The 24,688-nt window shown below is 32.7% G+C and carries 17 protein-coding genes and 3 pseudogenes; 8 read left to right on the top strand and 12 right to left on the bottom strand.

Annotated elements, in window-relative coordinates:
• Positions 1–24 precede the first annotated feature (24 nt).
• The 3 genes from glyA to AACL09_RS04585 all read right to left on the bottom strand — a co-directional run bounded on the left by glyA (position 25) and on the right by AACL09_RS04585 (position 3,967).
• Positions 25–1,269, bottom strand: a complete 1,245-nt coding sequence (gene glyA, locus AACL09_RS04595) for a serine hydroxymethyltransferase (RefSeq protein WP_339047324.1) — start codon at positions 1,267–1,269, stop codon at positions 25–27.
• Between the two features lie 63 nt (positions 1,270–1,332).
• Complete coding sequence (locus tag AACL09_RS04590) at positions 1,333–1,917, bottom strand: hypothetical protein (RefSeq protein WP_339047322.1); 585 nt, start codon at positions 1,915–1,917, stop codon at positions 1,333–1,335.
• Between the two features lie 130 nt (positions 1,918–2,047).
• A complete protein-coding gene (locus AACL09_RS04585; protein WP_339047320.1) occupies positions 2,048–3,967 on the bottom strand; it encodes an ATP-dependent helicase in 1,920 nt (639 codons plus the stop codon).
• A gap of 162 nt (positions 3,968–4,129) precedes the next feature.
• On the opposite strand from AACL09_RS04585, the gene AACL09_RS04580 reads away from it, so the two are divergent.
• The 3 genes from AACL09_RS04580 (at position 4,130) to AACL09_RS04570 (ending at position 6,793) form a co-directional block, all read left to right on the top strand.
• A complete protein-coding gene (locus AACL09_RS04580) occupies positions 4,130–4,879 on the top strand; it encodes a hypothetical protein (RefSeq protein ID WP_339047318.1) in 750 nt (249 codons plus the stop codon).
• Between the two features lie 54 nt (positions 4,880–4,933).
• Positions 4,934–5,647, top strand: coding sequence for an IspD/TarI family cytidylyltransferase (locus tag AACL09_RS04575; protein ID WP_339047316.1), 714 nt, complete (start codon positions 4,934–4,936; stop codon positions 5,645–5,647).
• Between the two features lie 156 nt (positions 5,648–5,803).
• A complete protein-coding gene (locus AACL09_RS04570) occupies positions 5,804–6,793 on the top strand; it encodes an ankyrin repeat domain-containing protein (protein WP_339047314.1) in 990 nt (329 codons plus the stop codon).
• Positions 6,794–7,524: 731 nt separating this feature from the next.
• On the opposite strand, the gene AACL09_RS04565 is transcribed toward AACL09_RS04570, so the two are convergent.
• On the bottom strand, positions 7,525–7,671 hold the full coding sequence (locus tag AACL09_RS04565) for a hypothetical protein (RefSeq protein WP_339047311.1): 147 nt from the start codon (positions 7,669–7,671) through the stop codon (positions 7,525–7,527).
• Positions 7,672–7,750: 79 nt separating this feature from the next.
• Positions 7,751–8,665: pseudogene (locus tag AACL09_RS04560) on the bottom strand (DNA-methyltransferase); the annotation flags it as partial.
• 1,078 nt (positions 8,666–9,743) lie between these two features.
• On the opposite strand from AACL09_RS04560, the gene AACL09_RS04555 reads away from it, so the two are divergent.
• From AACL09_RS04555 to AACL09_RS04545, 4 genes and pseudogenes are all read left to right on the top strand, one after another.
• Positions 9,744–9,911, top strand: coding sequence for a hypothetical protein (locus AACL09_RS04555; protein WP_339047309.1), 168 nt, complete (start codon positions 9,744–9,746; stop codon positions 9,909–9,911).
• Positions 9,912–9,924: 13 nt separating this feature from the next.
• Positions 9,925–10,705: pseudogene (locus tag AACL09_RS06490) on the top strand (patatin-like phospholipase family protein).
• A 499-nt stretch (positions 10,706–11,204) separates the two neighbouring features.
• The gene (locus tag AACL09_RS06485) at positions 11,205–11,315 is read left to right on the top strand and encodes a hypothetical protein (RefSeq protein ID WP_410519835.1); all 111 of its coding nucleotides are present in this window, start codon (positions 11,205–11,207) and stop codon (positions 11,313–11,315) included.
• Between the two features lie 236 nt (positions 11,316–11,551).
• A complete protein-coding gene (locus tag AACL09_RS04545) occupies positions 11,552–12,469 on the top strand; it encodes an Rpn family recombination-promoting nuclease/putative transposase (protein WP_339047307.1) in 918 nt (305 codons plus the stop codon).
• A gap of 464 nt (positions 12,470–12,933) precedes the next feature.
• On the opposite strand, the gene AACL09_RS06480 is transcribed toward AACL09_RS04545, so the two are convergent.
• The 5 genes and pseudogenes from AACL09_RS06480 to AACL09_RS06470 all read right to left on the bottom strand — a co-directional run bounded on the left by AACL09_RS06480 (position 12,934) and on the right by AACL09_RS06470 (position 20,915).
• Positions 12,934–13,137, bottom strand: a complete 204-nt coding sequence (locus AACL09_RS06480; protein WP_410519794.1) for a transposase — start codon at positions 13,135–13,137, stop codon at positions 12,934–12,936.
• Positions 13,138–13,230: 93 nt separating this feature from the next.
• Positions 13,231–13,464 carry a hypothetical protein gene (locus AACL09_RS06475; protein WP_410519796.1) on the bottom strand — a complete coding sequence of 78 codons (234 nt, stop codon included), beginning with the start codon at positions 13,462–13,464 and terminating at the stop codon, positions 13,231–13,233.
• A gap of 542 nt (positions 13,465–14,006) precedes the next feature.
• Positions 14,007–18,395, bottom strand: a complete 4,389-nt coding sequence (locus AACL09_RS04535; RefSeq protein ID WP_339047305.1) for a latrotoxin-related protein — start codon at positions 18,393–18,395, stop codon at positions 14,007–14,009.
• 133 nt (positions 18,396–18,528) lie between these two features.
• Entirely contained in the window at positions 18,529–20,487 is a 1,959-nt protein-coding gene (locus tag AACL09_RS04530; protein ID WP_339047303.1) for an NB-ARC domain-containing protein, read from the bottom strand.
• 243 nt (positions 20,488–20,730) lie between these two features.
• Positions 20,731–20,915, bottom strand: a pseudogene (locus tag AACL09_RS06470) (transposase).
• Positions 20,916–21,749: 834 nt separating this feature from the next.
• Here AACL09_RS06470 and AACL09_RS04525 point away from each other — a divergent pair.
• A complete protein-coding gene (locus tag AACL09_RS04525) occupies positions 21,750–23,204 on the top strand; it encodes an ankyrin repeat domain-containing protein (protein ID WP_339046939.1) in 1,455 nt (484 codons plus the stop codon).
• A gap of 142 nt (positions 23,205–23,346) precedes the next feature.
• On the opposite strand, the gene AACL09_RS04520 is transcribed toward AACL09_RS04525, so the two are convergent.
• Both AACL09_RS04520 and AACL09_RS04515 read right to left on the bottom strand, forming a co-directional pair.
• Positions 23,347–23,940 (bottom strand): hypothetical protein, encoded by a 594-nt coding sequence (locus AACL09_RS04520; RefSeq protein ID WP_339047301.1) that lies wholly within the window; start codon positions 23,938–23,940, stop codon positions 23,347–23,349.
• The gene (locus tag AACL09_RS04515; protein ID WP_339047299.1) at positions 23,897–24,676 is read right to left on the bottom strand and encodes an ankyrin repeat domain-containing protein; all 780 of its coding nucleotides are present in this window, start codon (positions 24,674–24,676) and stop codon (positions 23,897–23,899) included. Before AACL09_RS04515 ends, AACL09_RS04520 begins: the two co-directional genes overlap by 44 nt.
• Between the last annotated feature and the right edge of the window lie 12 nt (positions 24,677–24,688).

Below are 24,688 nucleotides of genomic sequence, written 5' to 3'. Positions count from 1 at the left end.
TCCTTGTGTAGGGGAAAAACAATTCTATGAATAAATAGAATATTGTCTGCAAATATCTTGAACTTCTTTACTGACTTCTTCCTCAACTCCATCATTACCGCAACTTTTCAGTACCTTACTTATCATTTGACCTAGCTGCTCAAAATCCTCTTGTGTTAGCCCTCTAGTCGTTTCAGCTGCGCTGCCAAACCGTAAACCAGAAGTGATAAATGGCCCTTTTTCATCAAAAGGAACAGTGTTTTTGTTACATACAATACCAGATCTCTCTAAGCTATTTACAGCATCTTTTCCTGTTAATTTTTGAGATCTTAGATCTACTAAAACTATATGGGAATCAGTCCCTCCAGTTACAATATTAAATCCTTCTGCCTTAAGAGTTTCTGCGAGTGTTTTTGCGTTTGCAACAACTTTTTTACTATAATCTTGAAATTCAGGTTTAAGTGCTTCTGCAAAAGCTACAGCTTTAGCTGCAATCACATGCATAAGCGGCCCACCTTGCAGTCCAGGAAAAAGTGCAGATTGAATTTTTTTATGTATATCCTCTTCGTTAGTCATAATTATTCCACCACGTGGCCCGCGCAGAGTTTTGTGTGTAGTTGATGTTATAACATGAGCATATTCCACTGGAGAGCTATAAACCCCACCAGCAATTAAACCTGCGTAGTGAGCAATATCTGCCAAAAGATATGCACCCACCTTATCTGCAATTTCACGAAATCCTTTGAAATCTATCTGTCTAGGATAAGCTGATGAGCCTGAAATGATAAGCTTTGGTTTATATTTTAGTGCAAGGTCTTCAACTTCATTCATATCTATTAAATGAGTATTCTTATCAACACCATATTGTACTGCATTGAACCACTTACCAGAAAGATTTGGTTTCGCACCGTGAGTTAAATGGCCACCACATTCCAGTGATAAACCAAGTATTGTATCTCCAGGGTTAAGTAGCGCTGCAAACACTGCTTGATTCGCCTGTGAGCCAGAATGTGGCTGAACATTAGCAAATTTGACGTTAAATAATTGACATAAACGCTCTATAGCTAAACTTTCTACTTTATCGACAAAACCACAACCACAATAATATCTTTTGCCGGCATAACCTTCAGCATATTTATTTGTTAAGATTGATCCTTGTGCTTCTAGCACCGCTCTGCTGGCAAAATTTTCTGATGCTATAAGTTGCAGTTGCGATTGCTGACGTGATAACTCCTCTTGTACGTATGAATAGATACTTGGATCTGAGTGTTCTAAATTTGTACTAAACATAACCTTAAAATTTTTAGTGTAGTTAGCTATCAGTTCTATAACAAGGAATTTTTTAGGTTCTAATTAATCACATCTTTTTACAAGAACAAATTGTGTAAGTTGGTCATCACTCAAAGGTAAATTAGGATAGAGATTACTACCGACACTAGTTTTATAGTTGAGAATTGTACCAATCAAATCCTGTTGATCTTGTACAACATTTTTCAGTTCCTCATAACATTTTACATTGTAAGCATCTACCATTTCTTCAGCACATGCACTAGCATATTCCTTATCACCAACATATTGATTTATTAGATATCCCACAGACGCTAGAAATCCTACTGCTGCAAGGCCTGCAAATATACCCATTACAGTAACAGCCTTTTCTCCTCTGCCTACACTACAACCAGCCATTAAACCGAAAAGAATCGCTAAGGGCAAAGTACTAACAATTAAACTACATGCCATTTCTCTACCTAGCTCTTTATCTCTACATTCATCCCATGTAGCAGCACACTCTTCATCACTAACTTCTCCGCCTTTTTTAATCCAGATTCGAGCTAGGTTATTTATTCTTTCTTTACTTACTCCATCACTTAAACATTGGAATAAAAAATTTGCTAATTTCTTTTTATCATTTTCTTTAAGGGGTTTATTATTTGTCATAACTATTACTCCTATTTTAGTTAAAATGTTAAGATTTTTATCTAAAAAAGTCAAGTCTAAATTTTAACTTAAATTATAATATTATTAATATTCTGATATTACTAAAATTGTTAAAAAAGCTTTGGCTAGCTCAATAGCAACTAACATTATGTTTTACTATCTCAACATTTTCAGCTGGTAATTCACGAATAAAACGAGAATTTCGCATTGTTTGCCACATATTGTTTATCTCCCTTCTACTTGCACATGAAATATAAAGCCTTTCTTTTGCTCTTGTAACTCCAACATAGGCAAGCCTTCTTTCCTCTTCCAAAGACTTGCCAGTTTTATCATCAAAGGATCTTTGATGAGGAAAAACTCCCTCTTCCCATCCAGGTAAAAATACGCAAGAGAATTCTAAACCTTTAGCAGCATGCAAGGTCATAACATAAACCGTATTGTCATTGCTAATGCTATCAATATCGCTAACTAAGCTGATGTGCTCAAGAAAATTTATAGCATCACTAAAGCTATTTAGTGCTGACAGCAGCTCCTTTATATTCTCTATACGTGGTAGCCCGGCTGCTCCTTCACTTTCTAGCATTTCTATATACCCAGACTGATCAGCTATCATCTTTGTTGCTTCAGATAAAGGAAATTCCGTCAGTAATTCTTTCCATGAATTTATTTTATCTAATAAATATTTAAGTGTAGCTTTGGTTCTTTCAGTAACTTGTTTGCCATCAATCAATATTTTTGTTGCTTCAATAAAAGAAATATTATTTTCTTGAGCAATATTGTATATCTTCTTTAAAGTTGTAGCACCTATCCCTCTTTTAGGTCTATTTATAATCCTTTCAAAAGCAAGATCATCACTACTATTTGTTATAACTCTTAAATAAGCAATTATATCTTTTACTTCTTGACGATCATAAAATTTAACTCCGCCTACTATTTTATAGGGAATGGAATATTTGACAAAATATTCTTCAAAAACTCTGGTTTGAAACCCAGCTCTAACTAAAACTGCAATATCGCTAAACTTATATTCACTGAGCTTTAGTATAAGTTCCCCAATATATTTTGCTTCTGCTTTCCCATCCCAGAATTTCATCAGTCCAACTTTTTGTCCGCTACTACTTTGCGTCCATAGAGTTTTTTCTAATCTGCCTTTATTGTTGTTGATTATGCAAGATGCAGTAGCAAGTATGTGAGGTGTAGATCTATAATTACATTCAAGACGAATGACTTTAGCTTCTGGAAAATCGTCTGAAAATTTTAAAATATTTTCTACTTCTGCCCCCCTCCAGCTGTAAATAGACTGATCATCGTCGCCAACACAGCAGATGTTTTGATGCTTTTGCGCAAGAAGTTGCAGCCATAGGTATTGTATTGTGTTGGTATCTTGATATTCATCTACCATTACATATTTAAACTTATCTTGGTAGTAAGAAAGAATGTCGTTATTTTCACTTAAGATTTGTACGTTATATAACAACAAATCGCCAAAATCCGCAGAATTTAAAAATTTCAGACGTTCCTGATAATGATGATATACAGTTAGTGCAGTTACATATGACTGCTTAAACAATTCGCTAGCAACAATATCTTTAGGAGATAGCCCTTTTTCCTTCCATTTTTGGATAATGCCGGTGATAACATTATATTTTTCTGATGAATAGTTTGGATACATTTCACTAATGATATTTTTGACTACCTGCACTTGGTCATCAGTATTGATAATTGTAAAATTGGATTTTAGACCGACAGCTTCTGCATGGCTGCGCAAAATTCTTGCTGCTATCCCATGAAAGGTGCCAAGCCACATGCCACTTGCATCTGTTAGCTCTAAAACCCTTAGGAGCATTTCATTTGCAGCTTTATTAGTAAATGTCACCGCCAGTATTTCTTCAGCAAATGCCAAACCACATTTAATAATATGTGCAATCCTGGTTGTGATTGTTCTTGTTTTTCCAGTCCCAGCTCCAGCTAGAATAAGAGTCGGACCGCTCGTGTTAACCACAGCAGCTTCTTGCTCCTTGTTAAGTAAGGATAAGTAATCATTTTCCATTTTACTTAACTCGTCAATTAAGGCTATAGTGTATCTATATTTCTATTTTTGTAAAGAACTTGCATTATGTATAAATATTTATCTCAAACAGACAAAAATGCAAACATTCATAGTTTATTAAATCCTAAATTATATGTTGCTAAAGTACGCATTTAAAATCATATGATCTTAAGTAAGATTTTAAAATATATGAAAAAATTTATCATACCTATGATACTAGTTTTCAGCAATTGTTATGCAAATGTAGCAAAAAATATCTGTTCAGATGTTATAATAAATTTGCAAAATTGCTCAAAGTATGAATGCTCCTACTTCACAGATACAAAAGATTATATTAAATACACAATACTGGGAAAGGATGATAATAACTTATGCAAGTACATTGAGCAGTATAATAACAATATTATGACCTGCAATTACTCAGAGGCCGGAGTACAAGCTCAGCTTAAGCAGTTAAATAATGAGCATTTAGATATACTGGGGAATATTCAAGCTAAAGAGTGCTTTTTTTCTGATCAAGAAAATAATCAACCAAGTAAGGCAAATTATGAATTATTAGAAAAAACATTAAAAGATCAGAGAAAACTAAAAAGTATTTTTTTTAATGAAGAGCTAATCTATCAATTAAATAGTGCAATAGATCAATTTGATAAAAAAGATGTAGATGAAGATTCGTTATTTGCTTCAGATAGAATACAGCTGAACTCAATCTTGTATTTATCGTCAAATACCTGGAAAATATGGGTTAATGGCAAGCCATTTCAAAATAGTAAGAATCTGCATGCCTTACGCGTGACACCAGACTTTGTCCAATTTTCATTACTGCAAAGTGAAGATATACCTGGTATTGCTTTTACACTTTACCCCAATCAAACTTTAAATGTAAGTGATTTATACAATGAAATAAAATAACTCTTTATAATAAAAAATACTTTATAAGTATAAGAGTTACTGTAATTTATATGTATGACTAAAGTTATTGCTTTAATAGTTGCAGGTGGAGTAGGTGGCAGGTGCAAAGGATATGATTTAATAGTGCCTAAGCAGTATGCAACTATAAAAGATAAACCGATTTTAACATATACTATTGAAAAGTTTTTAAATAATAAAGATGTTGATCTTGTAAGAACGGTTATAAGAGAAGATCACAAAAATTTATATGAGCAAGCTGTATCGTCGTTGCCAGGTACAAAACTACTGCATCCAATTTATGGAGGTAAGCGTCGTCAAGACTCTGTTCGCCTTGGGCTTGAAAGCATAGTAGATGTAAGTCCTGATATTGTTATTATACACGATGCATGCAGGCCCTTTATTGCCGATAAAACTATAAGTGATATTATTTCATTTTTAAGTAAAAATTGCGAAACAACGCAAGGCGTTGTACCAGCTACTGCAATTACTGATACTATAAGAGTAGTAGTAGATAACTCAATCAAATCTCACGTTTGCAGAAATACAGTAAAAGCTCTACAAACACCCCAAGCGTTTAAGTTTAATGATATCCTTACTTGTCATAAATCAGCATATTCAATAGATCCAGACAAGGAGTTCACTGATGACTCTTCTGTAATGATAGAGTTTAATAAATCAGTAGCAGTTATAAATGGTGATGATGATAATCTAAAGATTACAACTAAAGAAGACTTATATAGAGCTCAAGTTTTGCAAAAAGTTATTTAACATTAATCTGTTGCCAATTCTCCGCAAATTTAATCCAATTTTTGCTTTTAGCCTAGATATTTATTTTTAGCATTTATAAATTTCATGAAGGAATCCATAAGTTGACAACATAGTATTTTATGCTAATATTTTAATAATTATAAAAAGGGGGAAGTTATGTTACTTAATGAACGTTTTATTCAGGCAGCTGAAGATGGAGATATGAAAAATGTACAATTATTTTTAAGTGAAGGTGCAGATATATATGCCAAAGGATTTGCTTTTCGAGAGACTCCTTTGCACTTAGCTGCTTATTATGGACGAAAAGAAGTAGTAGAGTTATTTTTAAATATGGGGGTAGATGTTAACATTAAAAATGAGAACAAGATGATACCTCTACATAGAGCTGCTTATATGGGGCATAAAGAAGTAGTATGGTTGCTTTTAGAGCGTGGTTCAGATGTATATGTTTCGTATAGTAATGGAGAAGATCATTTTGCACTCATAGAGTGTTATGATGATGAAAAAGAAGAATCTTTAGAGATTTTTTTCCTTTTCCTACTTTTTGGTCTTAATGAAAATAAGCAATATTCTCTGCGATACAGAATAGAAGATACGCCTAAACTTAAAAACTGCCTCGCAGCATTTAAACAAATAAAAGCAATGCCGCACTTAGGTAAATTAATAGAAGCAAACATAAAAAAAGAAGGTGCACAAGTTATTGCTAGCTACATAAACAATGAGGCCGAAGGACAAGAATTAATTGAAGAGTTTGAAGTAATTAAAGAAAAATATGGTTCTAATGGAGAGCTATCTTTTATACCTGGGTGCTTGTTATATGTGATAAAAAATATGATTTTCACTTTCCTCAAATTTTATGATAGGGAAAAATCAATTATAACTGATTTTGGCAATTCAATAAATGCAGATACAGTGACAAAAGAAGGCACAAATGTGCAGAGATATCTCCCTGAAGAAGTGTTAAAAGAAATATTTTCTTATTTAGATAGTAATGAACAAAAGAATGTTATGCTCGCTCTTAGTGAAAAAGCATATGTACTTTTAAGCAAGTTAAAAGATGTTTACCAAAGTCCAAACACATCATTAGCTGAATCTCAATTAAAAGGAATAGAACCTTTAGCAGAACATCAACATATGGAGAGATAATAGAAATTTCCTAATTATTCAAATCATAAAACAGTTGCTGTGAGCAGGATTTAAAAATTTTTGAAAAAAATAACAAAATTCCGCTAAAATTCTGCTTCCATGGTTGTGAATGTATATGATATAAAGAGAATGCCAATCTGGAGAGATTGAGGCTGTAGAGGCGGCCTTTAAAGTGGCAGATGTATAGGAAAAAAAGATCTGAATATATTGAATAGGATCTTTGGCGACCTACTGAATAGTTTTAGCTATTTTAGGCTCTTTTGCTTAAAGTAAGGGTTGATATCCTTATAGTTATACGCCTTAAAACATATAACCATAGCGCTTCCAATTATCAACTGGTAGTCCTTTCATGGTGGGAATCCGTGAAAAGGGCTAAAAACGCTCCTCTCTCTGATGTTGTACACGTGCTTTCGCTCCAGATTGGCACTAAATCAACAATAGGTCGATTAAAAAATCAACACAATATATCTAATCTTATTCTAAAATCTATTTTATAACATTTTTTGTTTAATTTCTTTATGAATAACTTTTAAAATTCGTTTATTGCTTGCTACGGAAGTGAAATTGTAATAGTCATTCCAATGTTGTCTTTCAGTTAGCGTCTGTTCTCACTACTATCGAGTAGAAGCTAAAAGTGCATATCGGGAATGTTAAATTTCTTTGCTGTATTAAAAGCTGCAGTTTCATCTATCGAAACAAAATTTCAGCTTTAGCTTCCAGGTATTTCGTTCTTAATGCGAGTTTATGGTGGCAAGATCACTATTGCCTCTTTCATTACCGTTAATACCTTTTCTTCTTTGTGGTTGACTGGGATCACGAATGGTAATAAGTGCAGCATCTGCTTGCTCAGATACCATCTTTAAGCTCAACGATTTCATTAAATAACAGACTTAGAAAACCCTTGCTCTTTTGCCCATTCAGTCTGATTTCCCCCCTTTTATTATTTTCTTGCTTTTCCTAGGATTTGTTCTTGAATTTGCAGTTACCACTAGCTGCCAATATTGCTTCCCTGCCAACATACATCTGCCAACGTTTAATCGTTATATCAACATAAAGCTCAATACATTCTTTCTCTACGCTCACAAGCAATAAGTAGAGCCAGCGAAGGGATCAAATCTCCTGGATTGCTACTGTTTATTATTGCCTTTTCTATTAGCTCTAAAGGCTTCATGGTTGGATGTAGTGTATTACAGGTAGGTTTATCATAGATCACTTTGACTGCATACCACTTACGTTCATTACCTTCCTTCCAACCATAGAGTATTGCTTCATACTGACGTTGATAATCAGCTCTCCCGAGTGTAAAGTGATTCTTAGCCCAAATGATAAATGTTGACCAATGCCCTCCTGCTTCTTTAAATGCCTTCTGCAGGGCTCTAAGCTCGGCTGATGCTGTACAGATACAAGTTGCCCCTTTGGTATAGGCTAAAATGTGGGAACAAATGTCATAGAGAAACAATTCAAATTTTTCACCTTGATCATCGTTTAATATTTTCTTGTCATCTCTTTCTTGGCTATTACCATAAGCAACATTATATGGAGGATCACAGAATCTGCCATTTGCTCATCTAAAACAGCTTTAAAAGAACTATCTAGTCTACTATCACCACAGTAAATACACCAAGTATCCACAAATCTCCTGGTTTTGTTACTACTGGTTTATCTTCATTATCAGTTAAATGAGAAAAAATCCTCCTCATTGCCTTCATCAGTAAAGAACTTTTGTACTTTATCTAATTCAAAACCAGTGAGTTTAAGATCAAAGTTTAAATCTTCTAAATCTTTAATCTAAAAGATCATTATCCCATTTAGCCCAATTAGCTGATTGATTAGTAAGAAGACTTTAGTTTGAGCATCATTTAAATTATCGGCACTGGTACTGTCTCTAATCCTTTGCAGCTTTAAGACGTAAATTGATTTTTTAAACTATCATTACGTCTCGCATCGTCTTCCTTAAGAATTTGCTCTATGATTTCTTGCGAGATAAAATCTTTAAATGGAGTATTTGTCTTGGTACCTTCTGTAAGGTAAAGGCAGTAGCGCCTCTTTTTTGCACCTTATCAAAATGATAAACAGATTTTAGTAAATTGTCTGAAATAATAAGAACAATAAGGATCTTTTGTCATACTTAGTATTATTCTTTATTAAATACAGCTCCATAAGCTTTTGAGTGAGAGCCAATCTTGCAATGTCACTAATAGCTGACTCAACGATCAAAATAACTAATCAGATAATAGTTAAATAGCGCATCAGAACCATTATTTTACGTTTTTGCTGTACTGACATATCATTATGATTTATTTCATCTTCAAATAGTTGCTGTTAAAGCAATGCTTAAACTTAATTGCTTACCGGTGAGAGAATCAAGCCAGAGTTTACGTACTTCTGGATTCTGAAAACGACTGAGTAAGTAGTGAGCGGAAATCATTTTCCCAGAACTCATAGCTTGGGTATTACTTCTTCAGAGTAGAATAGAGTATATATTATATTTAGCATAATAAGTGAGTCAAAAAAGTGAAGTTTAACTAAATTAAATGAAGATTTTTGGACAAAATTTCTCCAAATCTTGTATATAATATACGTAAGGTTAAAAGAACCAATAAATCTCACCCAGTCAGAGCAATAGCATTAAGTATAAAACATACATCTTGCCTGGGGCACAGGTTTGGGAAAGTAGCCATAAAGTCGAGAAAACTTTTTTAAAGGGTGAAATCAAGCTTGACCATTATCCAGTTAAGGTTTTCAAAGGAGAAGTAATCTATAATCCAAGTAGAGAAATTATAGATTTACTTTCTTAATCTCGCCATAAAGTAACTTAATACTATACCGATTAGAATCAGATAACTAAACACATCTAACTTGAAATAGGAAAAAATATGAAAAACCAAACTACAGAAAAGCTCCCTATAGGAGTTATAGTAACTCTAATAATACAAACGGTAGCAGCAATATGGTGGTTTTTGATATGAAAGTCCATTCTCACGATCAACTTATAGAACACAATAATCAGCTAGTAGAAACTGTTTATCGTCTTGAAGAAAGAGTAATAAATCTCACTGAAGAAGTAGATGAGCTGAAGGATTCCATGAAAAGCTGCAGACCTAATAATCACTTATAACTGAGTTTAAAGAATTAAGTATATTCTCTCAGTTGACGGTGGAGGAATTAGAGGTATTATCCCTGCTACTGTTCTTGCAGAAATAGAAAAGAGAACAAGAAAGCCAATAGCTCAAATATTTGATTTAATTGCTGGTACTTCAACTGGTGGCATTGTTGTTATGCAAGAAAGATGAGCAACTAAATACTCTGCTCAAGATTTTTTATCAAAAGTATGGGTCTTATATCTTTAGATCCTTCCTTTTAAGAAAAGCAATTGCTTGGTTTAATGGTTCGCATAGAAATCTTGAACATTGGGTATTTTGGTGAGTAAGCAATACTTTAAGTAATCTCCTAGCTACGATATAACTGTCCTTTCTTCTTTAAAAACTAGCGAGAGGATTTATCAAGTTAAAAGATGCTTTAAGAGCTACAACCGCAGCACTTTACCCCTAAACATCTTAAAAAATAAATAGAGTACTTTTGCTAATCTGCCTGTGGCTATGCTAGTGGGAAGAGACTATTTCCAAATGATTATTCTATCCATTGGTACAGGTACATTAGAAAGAACCATAAAATATAAAAAGATTGGGCAAGATCACTTGGGTTAAACCTTTACTGGATGTTATGTTCGGCAGTAGCCTTGATGCTGTTAGCTGGGTGAAGTAATGGGAGATAAGTATATAAGAATGCAATCTCAATTAAAAATTGCATCAGCTGAAATACTACTGCTAAAAATATCAAGGACTTAAAGCAAGAAGCCCAGATGATGATTAGTAAAGGATAATAGAAGAATTTTGTCAAATGGTAGCATAAATGTTATAGATTTTTACTAAATCCAGCACTAGAAGTGTTTTAAATTTCTCGTATAAAGAGTATTGCTCTTAAACATTTCTCTTGCTAAATATTAATACTATCCTAACCCTGAAGAGTACATGTTTTAGTGTATAATGCTCTATAGAGGTCAGTATGGGGATTGATAAATGCTATTGCGAGAAAGAAGGTAAATATATTAATTATACCCTCTGGTTAACAGTATATTTGGTTTAAAACTGTTTCATCTGGCTGCTAAACATAACTGGAAAAAGAATTTTTAGTAAAAAAAGGTATTAAGAGAGATAGAAATGGCTTTATTAGTAAAAATAGCCATTTAAATATTCTTTTGCTTAATGGTGCTAAAAAAATATTTTACACTATTCTATTAAACCTGGCTATGAAGAAATTGTTGATAAAAAATGGTGCAGATATGAGGACTGCTGGGGAAATACTCTCATAAAAAGTGGTGGATATGTTGATGCGATAGATAAAGATTTAACTGCACATTGCAGTTTTAAATAATTGTGAAAACGTTGTAGAGATTCTATTACAAAATAATGCTAATGTTAATGCTCATGGAGAATACGATTCTACATCTTGCCGTAATTAAAAAAGAATCGTTGAATTCTTACTAAGCAAATATTTATTTAGAATGACAGCTTTGGATATAGCTCAAAAAATAAAGAGATTATACAATTGTTGCTCAGTTATGGTACTGCTTTTGAACACAGTTTGGTTTCAACTGAGTCTATAGAGGAAGAATAAAACATCTAAAGAAGTTGCTAAAAGTAAAAATATAGTATATAATTTATAGTTAATTTCTTATCGTTTTACTTCTTATAAGTTATGGCTCTCTCTAAGTTTCTCGATGCACGCAATGATATCGCCTTTAAAAGGATATTCGGCACTGAAAAGAATAAAGATATTCTCATTCACTTTCTCAATGATATCTTAGGTTTTACTGGTTTAGGTGCAATTTTAGAAGTTGAATTCTTAACTACTGTTTTAGATCCTGAGATTGCTTCAAAAAAGCAAAGTATTGTTGATATTTTGTGTAAGGATTCTCAAGGCTTAAGGTATATTGTCGAAATGCAATTCACTAAAACCAAAGGCTTTGAAAAACGTGCCCAATATTATGCTGCTAAAGCCTATTCAGGTCAAGCTGATCAAGGAGATGAGTACCATAATCTCAAGGAAATTATCTTTATAGCTGTTGCTGATTGTATTATTTTTCCAGATAAGGCTGAGTACAAATCAAATCATGTTATTTTGGATAAGGATAGCTTTGAGCATGACTTAAAGGATTTTTACTTTGTATTCATAGAACTACCAAAATTCAAGAAAACCAAAGAAGATCAACTGGATAATGTAGTAGAAAAGTGGTGTTATTTCTTTAAATATGCAGCGGAAACAAGAGAGGAGGACTTAGATAAAATAGTTGGTAGTGACGTAATAATAAAACGTGCTTATGAAGAGATGAATAAGTTTAATTGGTCAGAAGAAGAGTTATTAGCTTATGAGCAAAGGAAAAAACGTCTCATGGATGAGATTGCTGCTCTAGCTGAAAAATTCGATGAAGGTCTTAAGGTCGGTCATGAACAAGGCATCCAAATCGGTCAAGAAAAGGGCATCCAAATCGGTACTCTCCAAGGGAAAATTGAAGTGGCAAAAACAATGCTGGCTAATAATGTTGATGTCAATACTATTGTCAAGTTTACTGGCTTATCTTTAGATGAGATCAAAAAATTACAGGTGGTTAAATAGGTACAAGATTAATTTTATGTCAGTTTAGTAATGCTCCTCTGCTATTGCATTAGATCCTTGAGTTAAATGGGGAGTGTTCAACAAACTGTGTCAAACCATATTTTAATTCAACTGAATTTTCAATCTATTAGGAAAGAAAATATCAAGTTGAGAGATAGTTAAAGCCCAATTTGGTATAGTCCAATTTTGCTCTACCTTTTTTATAGCACAATATACCTGCTTGTACAAAGCATTTGTACTGGTAAAAGAGCCCTTGGTTTTAGTGAATTTCCTGATTTGCCTATTTCAATTGGATTGGTAGTAGCCTCCTAACAGGATCTGAGTACTTAAAATAGCCAGTTTCCCAATTATTTTGCCATGATTTCACTACCATGGAAATTCCCATTTTTCTTCCAGCTCAAATTTTCAGCTATTTCTCTATTTGAAGCTTTTCTTCAAATCATTCATTTTGCTGGATACATATTTTAGTTTATCTGATGCATTATACACAATTGCACTTCTGCGTTGGGAAATACGTTGTTTATGGAAAGCTTTTTAGTCCATCTACACAGGCAACGATTCCACACTTTGAGATCATTTAATACACTAAGCCAGAACTCACTATCAGCCAGATAAAAGCCCAATACTTCTTTTCTGCCATTTTGATCTATACCTAGTATGTTATACATACATTTACTTACGCATCCTCTTTGACTTTAAAAAACATATGAATACTATTGGATATACAGATTGCAGTTACGCCATTCGTTGGTAGTAATTTGTCATTGATATTTCTGCTGCCGATATCTTGTGGTCATAAATTTCTTCAATATGCGATCTTTGTAACTCATACCGCTGGCAAACATACTAAGAATTTTTGCTTCAAGTTCAGGATGTCTGTCTTTTTTTTGTGGCTCAAAACTTCCATCCCTATCTCGAAAGCTCAAATGAGTCTGCATCTGTATATATAGTCTTTGAACTTTTGCCATTCCTATGATTATTTTCTTCATCTTCATTTGATAGGTATTTCACCTTCTAAACTAGCCTCTAGTAACTTTTTGATTAGCAGTTCCTCCTTTTCCAGTTAGTTTCTCGGATGGACGATAATATGTTGTTTTCTAACTCTTTATAGTCTACTAATCCACTGTTTTTATTCGATGTTTTTTCGTTCATTCCATGTTTTATATTAATATTTTTCTTGTTTGACACAGTTTGTTGAACACTCCCTAAAATTCCCAATAATCTAATTCCTCCTTAAGCCTAAGGTCATCAAGTTCAATGTTAGTCATCCAAATCAGTGCATTTCCCATTGAGATGAGGAGATCTTAGTTTAATAGGACAAAATTTTTTATGTGTGACTTGCATAGATTGTTACAATAAAAATGTAAGATGAAGTAAAAATTTGGACACGTATTTCAGGTTCAGACTTAATCTGACAAATCAGTTATAACAATCTCTATGAATAACACACTTTAAGGCATATGTTACCTAAGTAGGTCTGAGATTAATTTGCATAAATCAGTTGGCTCTACCTTTAGTAATCATACACCTTCTTTTATTACATTAAATCCCTAACTTGAGTTAAATAACCTTGAGTAGCAATATTGTCTAGATAGCTTTTAGGCTTCTTATTTTCTAAATTAGAATTTCTTTGCTGTTTTTGTACACCATTATCTTCTAGTACATTATTTTTACTATTATACAGAATTTTCTGCATTGATTGATCTAAAGATAGATTATTGAACTCAGCCATAAACTTATTAAATTTCTTTGGACTTAACATACCTGCAGATCCTTTTTCTGTTCTAGGACAAGCTTTCTCTGCGTATGATTTTAAAATCTTAGAAATTTCATCAAATCTACCTCTTACAATTTTATTGTTAATCTCTTTTTCCATCTTCTCTATTTCTACAAAATCAATATTTAATCGACGTTCCGATATACCACTTTTTAATGCAGCTTTTTTTACTGCCTCTTTAAATACTCGCCCAATATTCAATGTACTACTCAATGTTTGCGATTGAGATAAACCTTGATCCATTGAAGAAGCATATATTTGTCTTTTACCTCTCTTAGCTAGTAAAACATCTGCTAATAATATTGTTCCATTTACATCAATCTGTGAAAAGTCTACTGCTTTTAAGTTATTTTGGGTTACAGAATCATAAGATTTGTTTTTACTAGAAGCATTAATGTCTTGATCATCAATTAACCACCTACCTATAGGATTAATTATGCTTGACGTTAACAAACTACTTTTTGCTTTCATCCATGCAATACAACTATTTATCCATGAAGATGGTCTTGCTGCACTACTTGTAATATTCTCACTACGACGATGACGAGTTTGCTGTTTGTGCCTATGCTTATGGGCCATAAGTTGATTAGATGACGTAACTTCTGGACTGCTTTTTGTATGATTGAAAACATCATTATAGACTTGATCCTTATGTTCTTTTTTTACAACATTTACGTCTCTTGCAATACTTATTTGTTCTTGATGATCTTTTAAGATTATTTCCTTATCGGTAAACTTTATAGATAATGTTTCCATTTTAGGTTCTTTATAAAACTTACTGAGTGTAATTGTACAGAAATCTTCTTTAGTGATATCAGCATCAAAAGTGTTAGTTATTATTAGATTAACACCATGGTCACGAACAAACGTGTAATTTCCTGCTCTTTTAGGTATTATTAGTTCTGTGTTTTCTTCTACATCTTGACTTGTTACAACAATAACTTCTTTATCCTTTTCAAATATTAAAGGCTGTGGTTTTAAACTCCACTCATTGTTATCCAAGTTGATTTTCATAGGAGCGCTATCCACAATCACATGAGTCTTGTTATACCAATTAACCCCATCTTTTAACTTCACAGTAAAATACTCATGTTTTTTCATCTTACTCACAGATAAATCTTCTATTGGCTTTACTTCAGTTACTGTTGCTTTTAATAATAAATTATTTGCAGATTTTAGAACTTGTAATTCAAAATTATTTGAGAACTTACTTTTTGCTTGCTGTACTAAATTTCTTAAGTCAATCGTATCTACTGAACTTTCTGAATCAAAGTTGTAAATCGTAACTTCAGGTAAAGGTAGCTTGTTGACTTCAAGTGCTTTATATTTAGAATCGATTACATATACATTTTCACCACCATTACCTACTAAATGACTTTTATGTAGTGGGTTGTTATGTATTATCTCGTAATTTCCACTTCCTATTACAACAGTTTCATTGCTTAATAGTGATTGCATAAAGAATGACATTTTATTTAGTCGGTTTGCTACAACTAAGTAATCCTTTATAATTTCATCAACAGACTTATTAATATTCTCAAGCATATAAAGGTTGCCCTTATTTCCTACTTTTATTTCAGTATTATTACCTAGTCTATAAGAAGGGTTACTTGCTCCAGAGATTGTAATATTAAATTCTTTATCTGACATTGGTGAAAAATTAAAAGTAATTATATGTGAAGTCTTATTTAGTACATTTACATTCCTTGCATCTATACTCTTTATCTGAGCAGGTTCATACTCAAATGCAAAAGTATTATTTAAGTTCAATGCTTTAGCAGTATAAACGAAATCAACTTTAGCACTACCAAGTGCATATGGTACAATATAGTGAAAATCCCCTTCTATTGCACGATTGTATATAACAGTGTTAGGCCTTACCACTATCTGCATTTCGTAGGCACAATCTTTGTCATATATGTTTATGTGATCTATAAACTCATCACTCCCACCTTGTCCATCGACGAACTTAACATCATTAGCACCATCACACGCAATAAACACTTGATCTGCTTTAGTTTTTCTACCCAAGAACTTATTTATTCGACTCATTCCAAAAGCATTATTTTGAAAATAATCTTCAACTTGTCCTATATGTAATTTTACATCTATAGATCCTTCTTCTGGAGCAAATGATGTAAGATCTAGAGTATTCATTCCACTTTCTCCATAAAAATATCCTTTTACATGAGTTCCATGGACAATAAATATATCATCTTTATTACCACCAAAATATTTTTTAGATCCATTATTCACTACAAAGATATTTGAACTATCTATAAACCCTTTTGCATAATCATCACCTTCTCCTAAGTTAATGAGGGTATAACTTCCTGTCTTATTAGCAGATAAGTCAGTGATGCCAATTGCACTTTTACATAAGTAAGACCCATAACTTGGAGCAAAACGATAATTACCCTGTGGCAAACAAAATAACTGACTTCCTCTTGGATTATCTGGTTTTGCTCTGCTCCATTTTATATCAGCTCTTTTTTCATCCAACACAACTGTATTATCTAAATCTTCTTCAAACTTAGTTGTGCATTTCTCAGTGTAACTTGTAACTGTACGTGATCTGACACAACCATTAAACCCTCCACTAACACATATGCTTTTGCTCTGTAATATCTTATTACAAGAACCCACCACCGATTTACCAGTAGAGAAAACATATCCTTGAATATCACTATGTTGCTGTAGATACTCAAATCCTTGCTTAACTAACTGATTATAAAGTTGTTTTTCTTCCATTAATTCTTCTATATATTGTTCAGGTTGCATACCGATAAATGCACGTAACCCTTCAATAAATCTTTCGTTTCCTTTGAGATGAATAATCTGATCAATTTTATCAACTCTTTTTACTGCTATGTAAATATCAGTGCCAACAAATACCACAGCTCCAATTGTTGCTCCTATAGATCCAGTAACACTTGATACTCCTTCTAATACCTCAAAAGCTTCAGCAATTTCTATACCAATCTCTGCAGCATCAACACCAAGATAGATACTATCTCCTATTACACCAATTAGTGCTTCTTCAGTGCCATTTTTAAATGCTTTCACCTGATTTACTAGATCATAGACAACAAAGGCAGAAGTACCACGAGCAAGGAAAGGAGATGCTGCTTTTAAAGATCTGCCAAGTAACAACTTTCCTTCTGAAGCTAATTTGAGTCCTTTCATAGATGCGGCTTCAGCAACTTTAGCAAATCCTTGACCACCTGCTATAAAACCAACATTAATTGCTACGCCTTGATAATCTCCATTAAAAAAATCAGCTAAAACGTTTTTAGCCATCATGCCATGCATAGTCATACCAGAGATTTTTCCTACTCTAGCTAAATGGCTCATAACCCTTCTGTTATTAGTAAGCTTATGAATCAAACCTTGAGACTTACCCGTAACTCGAACTTCACCTGCTAATTGAATCAGCTGAGTGCGCTTTCCCTCTGGTAGATCTTTAAGGTAATGAATGAACTTCCCACTATCGATATTAATCTTACTTAAATCTCTTTTCTTATCTTTCTCCTTATTAAATTCATCCACATCTTCCCAAGTGAATAAGCATTCATTTTTAGCTTCTCTTTTTCTTCTGCTGTTCGGTAGACATTCAGCCATTTGCATTTCATGCCCTCCTGAAGATCCTAGAAGTTGAGAAAGCCTATCTATATTATCCTTTGTTTTTCTTGTATCAGGATGACTTTCTCCTAATTTTTCCCTTCTTTTTTCATAAACCTTATGATAGACTTGCAGCGCCTCATTGTATTTACCTTGATTTTTAAGTGTTAAGGCTATACTATACTCTATAGCTAAAGCATCATGATGATCTGATCCCAATATAGCTTTTAGTGACTTTAACGCTTCCATCCCAAACAAATAAGCTTCTTCATATCTTACAGAATCATCTAACTTACCAATGATTTGACTTGGTAATTTACTGAATTCCTTTACTAACTCATTGTATTTCTTCGCATGATCCCAAGCAGACACAGCGTGATCTACACTATTTGAATTTATACTACTTCTAAACAATCCTAGAGCTTTCTCTACAACCTTTTCTTCTTCATTGCCCTCTCCTAATTTTATCCTTATTACTTGCTGTACTAACCTATGTATGTTTAGCTTTCCACCGTCTAAATCAGCCATGGAATATTGATCAAGCAGTTCAACAGCATTGTGCCTTACCTCTTCATCATCTATTAATTTTGAGAATATCTCATCTACTGGAATTTTATCAGGAGCAAGATAAGCTGTAACATCTAATATTTCTAGAGCCTGTTCACCCCCACGTACTTTTTTTTTGCTTTATTTTGTCGATTGTAATTTGCCAAGTTGTCATTACAGTTTTGGTGTAGCGGTCACGAGTCTCGCTTGATTCTCTATTCAATAATTCATTTGCCTTTTCTTTAAATTGCTCCAAATAACTACCTATTGTGAATTTTCCTTCTTCCCATTTATTTAATCCCTGATTTTCCACTTTAATATAAGCTACAGCTTGTCTTAGAGCTAAAAGCAAATACTGTAATTCTTCTGCTAGTCTTTTGACTTCATTCTCCTCTAACTCAACTACATCCTTAAGCGCTTTTTTTATAAATTCTATAGCTTCCTCTTCAGTAAATACACCTAACGGTAATGACTTTATTTCTCCCCATTCCTGATCACGGGAAGTGATAAGAACGTGAGGCTTATTAGGACCAGATGGCAAGAATTTATCTACACCTTCAGCTTCTTCCACTTCTCTAACAGCTTTATGCTTTCCAGCGTTATCAAAAACAAAAAGACTTCTTCTATGCCTTTTAGCAAAAAAACGATATACATCTTCAACAATAAGTTTGATTTCTTTTTCCTTACCATTTTCATCTATAGTACTGATTCGTAATTTATCTTGTGCTAATCTACGAAAAGACTCTGCAATGGTTAAATAATTATCAGCATTTACCCAAATAACGTTATTATCGTAGTCTTTATTGTGTTCGCTAATGTATTTCCTAGCCAATTCACTTTTACCTATACCACCAAGACCTGTTACAGAAGCCATCTGTGATATTACTGCTTCACCTCCATCTTGTAGTATTTTATGTAAATCTTCTAATTCCCTAATTCTCCCAGTAAACAAAGTTACAGGTTCTTTTACGTCAAAATTAATTGAAATCCTTGCTGCATTCTCAAAGAATTTGTTGTCCTTTTTAAGGTAATTATTTCCACTTTGCCACCATTTTTTTACTCTATATTCAACATCAGAAAAAACAGAATCTATATCTTGTTGCTCTACTTTATATGCCTCTTTTACTTTATCTTTGATGATTTTCTCTAGATCCTTTTCACTTGGTTGGCTTGCAAAGAGCTTAAACTTATTTAAAAAATCTTTAATTTCATCTTCAGTAACAGGATCATCATTTGGTAATTCTAAATTTTCACTGCCACTATTAACACCAAACTTGTTAGATAATTTTATAACTTTATTCTGTAACTCCTGCTTTAGTTCATTCCCTTGTTTCTTAAAAACTTTTCCTGCTTCTTCTAAAAAGACTCTTCTAAATTCCTTATCTTCCGAAGATAAACTTACATCATCATTCAAGAAATTATCGCTTAACTTTCCTTCTAATTTATCATCTATTTTTTCAATCACTTTTCCTTGAAGTGCTATATGATAGCTTTGAAAGGTATCCTTTTGCATATCTATTCCCTTTCCAGAAGAAATAGACTGAACTAGCTCTTTTGCTAACCTTCTACTGTCTGATGAATTTTTTAAAAGATTTACTATTTTTTCTTTTTTTTCTTTTTCATTACTATTACATTCAAGTTGATAATACTTGCTTTGCGAATCTGATATTCTGAAAAAGTCATTTTGATCTATATTCCCTTCTTTGATACTACTATCAGTGCTAACGAAAGGAGCATTAGTATAAATAATAAACTCAGAGTCTTCAAACTTACTGCTAAATACTGGACCTTTTGTTTCTGAAAATTGTTGCTTAATTTTACGGTAAGAGATGAAGTACTTCTTTAAACTAAAATCTCCTGACTCTGAGTCTGAAAGTAAGCTGTTTATATTAATACCCTTTTGATCAATTTTATGTTTAGCCTGGAGAAAAACTATCTTTGACTTTTCTGTTATTCCTTCCCTGTATTCATACTTAAAGACTATATCATCAAATTTATCTGCCTTCTCCATATTAGATGCTAAATGAAAACCTCCTATCTGTTCATCTGTTACCCCTTTTAATAAGAGCAACATTGATAAGTTTATTTCACAGAGTTGACCTTCTATACCAGCTGCTCCTTTTGTTCTTTTATCAACTACAACCAGCTAAAGCAGGTGGTATGAGTAAACGCTTATAAAGCAGATTAAGAGTTTTAAAACTCAGAGATGTTAAAGCTATTATGCTTATTATGAACTTCTTGCTCTTCAATATATTTCTGCACATCTGTAGAATTTACATTACCAACAGTGACAGCAAATAGATCCAATATCTTTTTTTTAATTGTTCGAATTCTTGGAATAGTTTGCTTGCCTTTGATATATTGTACTAACTTGGATAGTGGGCGGCATAGAAATTAGCATATGTAGATGATCAGGTGTAATATTACCACTTACAATATCTACGTAATTTGTAACACATGTTTCTCTTCTCTGGTACGCACAGCTATTTCACCTGTAAGTATTCTATATCTGTATTTAGTACAAAATACTACATGATACTTTAAATCGCAATAATTTTGTTCTATTTTTGGTATAGAAATTTCTTAAAATTTTAAGATAGATTCTCTATACCGTGCTTTCGATGGAATAAATTAATCTCTTTGATATTGTATCTTTAACATACAAATATCTTATATTGATAATTCCTAATTGGCAAAATTAATAAATTTACATGCGTACTTTTATATATTTTTTTTAAAGAAGCTTAATTTGTATTTTTTTACCAAAGTCAGCGTTGACCAAAAATAGAATATTGACTGTTCTCTCCGATTCTCCAACAGGTGAGAACTTTTATCACTTTATACTACTGTTGATATATACTACTATAGTTTTTTTCACGATATTAAAGGAAGAAACAGAGAGAAAGTTTTGAGAGAGAGGAGTGGTCCACCATTACATACACTGCGAACTTTTCTCTATTCTAATTTTAGCATAATCTAAAACCTGCCACGGTAGCCTATTTTACTTGATATACATGTATACTTTGGTATTCAATTATACTTCAAATAATCCTATGTTTTGTTTTCCATAATGTAGCATTTCTTACCTTTTTTCTCTAAAATATGGGTACTTCTATATGGTTTTGAGAGAATGAAGTAAGAGTAAATAAATAAAATGTTGTTAATGCTAAAGAGGACAATATTTTCTCTGAATTTGTTTAGCTATATGTTGCTAAGAGTACAAAATGTTAGTGATTTTTAGAAATTAAATGATTTATCTTGTCAAATAATAATAAATTAATATATTAAATTAATCATATTAATAAAGATTTGAGCAGTTACAATAGGGGGAAGTAGATGCAAGGTTCTGGTAAAAAAATATTACAGGCTATAGTGCTAAACTCACAGCAACCAGTAGAACAACAATCTAGTAGGAAAATAGTACGAAAACAGCAAGAAAGTAATACATCAAAAAGTAGGAAAAATAAGAAAAATATTGAAAATCATTCTCCTAACCACAATCATAAAACTGTTAGTACTAAAAAGAAAATAAGGAGTCCTCTTTATAAGAAGAAGCATAATCAAAAAACTTTTTCCAATTATGTAATGGATCTTGTTCTTCGATATTTAAAGGAAACATTAAATCCTGAATATGACAAGATATGGGTTATACTTGAAGGAATAGTGCTAGCTAAAAATGAAGAGCTTATAAAAACAGTACTGAACTTGATTAAGGAATTTGAGGAGAATAAGAAAATTAGTGTTGAACCAAATACTAATTTAGCACTATTACATTTTGCCATTCGATTTAATTCTTTGGAATTGGTAAAAGCTCTTCTTAGCTATGGCTTTGATGTTAATGTCAAGGATAATCTTGGTCTTACACCATTGCATTACGCTGTTAATGATAGTAATTTACGTGCAGTTGAATTTCTTATTAGCAAAGGTGCAGATCTCAGTGCTCAAGATAAAAGCGGAAAAACACCTCTACAGTTAGCAAAAGAGTTAGAAATTAAACGTGATTACTCTCTTTACGAAAGAAAGGAGATAGTAGCTTTGCTTGCAAATGCACATAGTAACAAACAAGAAGCCATTTCTTTTAGTAAGTATGATAAACCGCAAGATTTGCAATTTAAATCTCAATATGCCATAGATCTTGTAACTTCCTATATGAACAAACAAGCAGATATTATTGATAAATCGGGTAATACTATAATATCCTATAAACAAGAAGTAGGTAGTTTAATGGATGCTTACCTTGTTGAAGCAAAATTCTTGCAAAATGAAATGATTGGCAATGAGGCATGTAGTCAACTTATGGTAGGAAATATTAGTTCCACACCAATATCATCTTCTGAAATACAAGTATTTGATGTAAGTAGCCCTGCTATTGATGATGACATATTAGAAGGTAACAGCACTATACAGGATATAAATCAGGCAGGTATTGATAGCCAACAAGAGACTGGTACAACTAACAATATCATTGCAAGTAATAAAACCAGCCCAATGAAAAAAGCCATGTATGCCACCATGATAGCTTCTCCATTTATAGCGGTAGGAATTTATGCAGCAGTAGCTTTATCGGCTGGTATAGTAGAATTTAATCCTATCATTGCTGCTGGTATTTTTGTTGGTGTAGCAACTCTTGCAGTTATGTGTTTTGTAATAGCGAAAGTTTGTGAAAAAGTTAGTAAAGAAAAAGATAATGATCCAAATATAAGTACATGTACTGCTTTTAAGAATGCCCTTACCCTTGAATGTTTTAGAAGCAGTGAGACAGCAATTCCTGATCCAGTATATGTAAATTAATTAGCAGTATAGTTTAAGTTATTAAATTTACAAAAATTATCAATTCCTTTAAATTGCTGAAAATGCTATTCTCTTCATTGCACTACCTTTTCTTGAATTTAGAGTTTACATCACACTTTTAGGTTTGCTCATAGATAAAACCTTAAATACTACTTTCAAGTAATTGCTTATTTTGTTGATCAGTTTCAACATCGCTAAGTGCTGTATTTACCTTATATGAATAGCAAAGCCCTGCTACAAGAAAAGTCGATGCAGCTATAGCAAGTGTGATACATGCTGCTAAATAAGGTATTGTTAAACTTGCACCAACAGCACATACTCCAAACAATATAAAAGAAGCAGAGGTATAATTTACTTTGCCTTTTATTCCTTGAGTATTTACTATTGAGGCTTCTTTGTTTTTCAGCTCTTTATTTTCACTTTCGCATTTTGTTAGTTGTTGCTGCACATCCTTTAGCTCATTCTGTAATTGAGTATTTTCTTGAGTGATTCGATTATCACTATCAATAGAGTTATCTCTTGCATTTTCTAGTTGACGTTTTGCTTTTACAAGTTTGCTGTTTTCTTCTGCTAAATTATCGACATCCTTTTGCAAATATTTTATCTGTTCTTTCTTTTCTTCAAGTTCGCTTTTTAATCTTTTAACTTCTTCAGCTTCCTTACTAGGCTGACTTTTTTTATTAGATAATAGGCTATTTTCCTTTGCCAACAGCCAAGATGAGAGATGTATCCCCATTTTGATTTGTAGCGTCAATATCAGTTCCACTCTCAACTAGCAGTTTAGTTATTTCTATATATCCTCCATAAGCAGCAAGGTGCAGTGCTAAGTTACCATTCTGTTTTTTAGCATCAATATTGGCTCCATTTCTAATCAGCACTTCTACTACTTTTATGTGATTCTCATAAGTAGCAAGGTGTAATGCGGTATTACTATACTGACCTTTGATATTAACGTCAGCTCCATTTTTAATTAAGTATTCTACTACTTCTAAATGTCCTGCAAGAGCAGCTGCAATAAGAGGCGTCTCTCCGCTTTGATTTATAGCATTAACTTTGGCTCCACTTTTGATAAGAAATTCCACTATTTTTGCATGGCCATTATAAGCAGCTAGAAAAAGTGGTGTGCTGCCGTATTTATTTTGAGTATTGACATCAATACCTAATTCTACAGCATATTCTACATACTCAAAATCTCCATCTACAGCAGCAGAAAATAGTTCTATTGTTATTTCAGGTAAAGAGATTGTCTCACTTTGGCAAGAGTTGAGTAAAATATAATTATTGTTATCAACGTTAGTCTTATTTTTAGTTAGTAGCTCTATTATTTTTGTATGGCCTTTTTGAGTAGCGATATCTAGTAATGTCTTGCCTTCTTGATCTTTAACGTTGATATCGTATCCAGCTTTAATTAGATATTCTACTACTATGGCTTTTCCATAATAAACAGCATTGAGTAGCTCATTACATGGCATTAGATCACCAAC

It is taken from the genome of Candidatus Mesenet endosymbiont of Phosphuga atrata (assembly GCF_964020175.1).
Taxonomy (GTDB): domain Bacteria; phylum Pseudomonadota; class Alphaproteobacteria; order Rickettsiales; family Anaplasmataceae; genus Mesenet.
The sequence above is the reverse complement of the archived record's forward strand: the minus strand, read 5'-3'. Positions and strand labels throughout refer to the sequence as shown.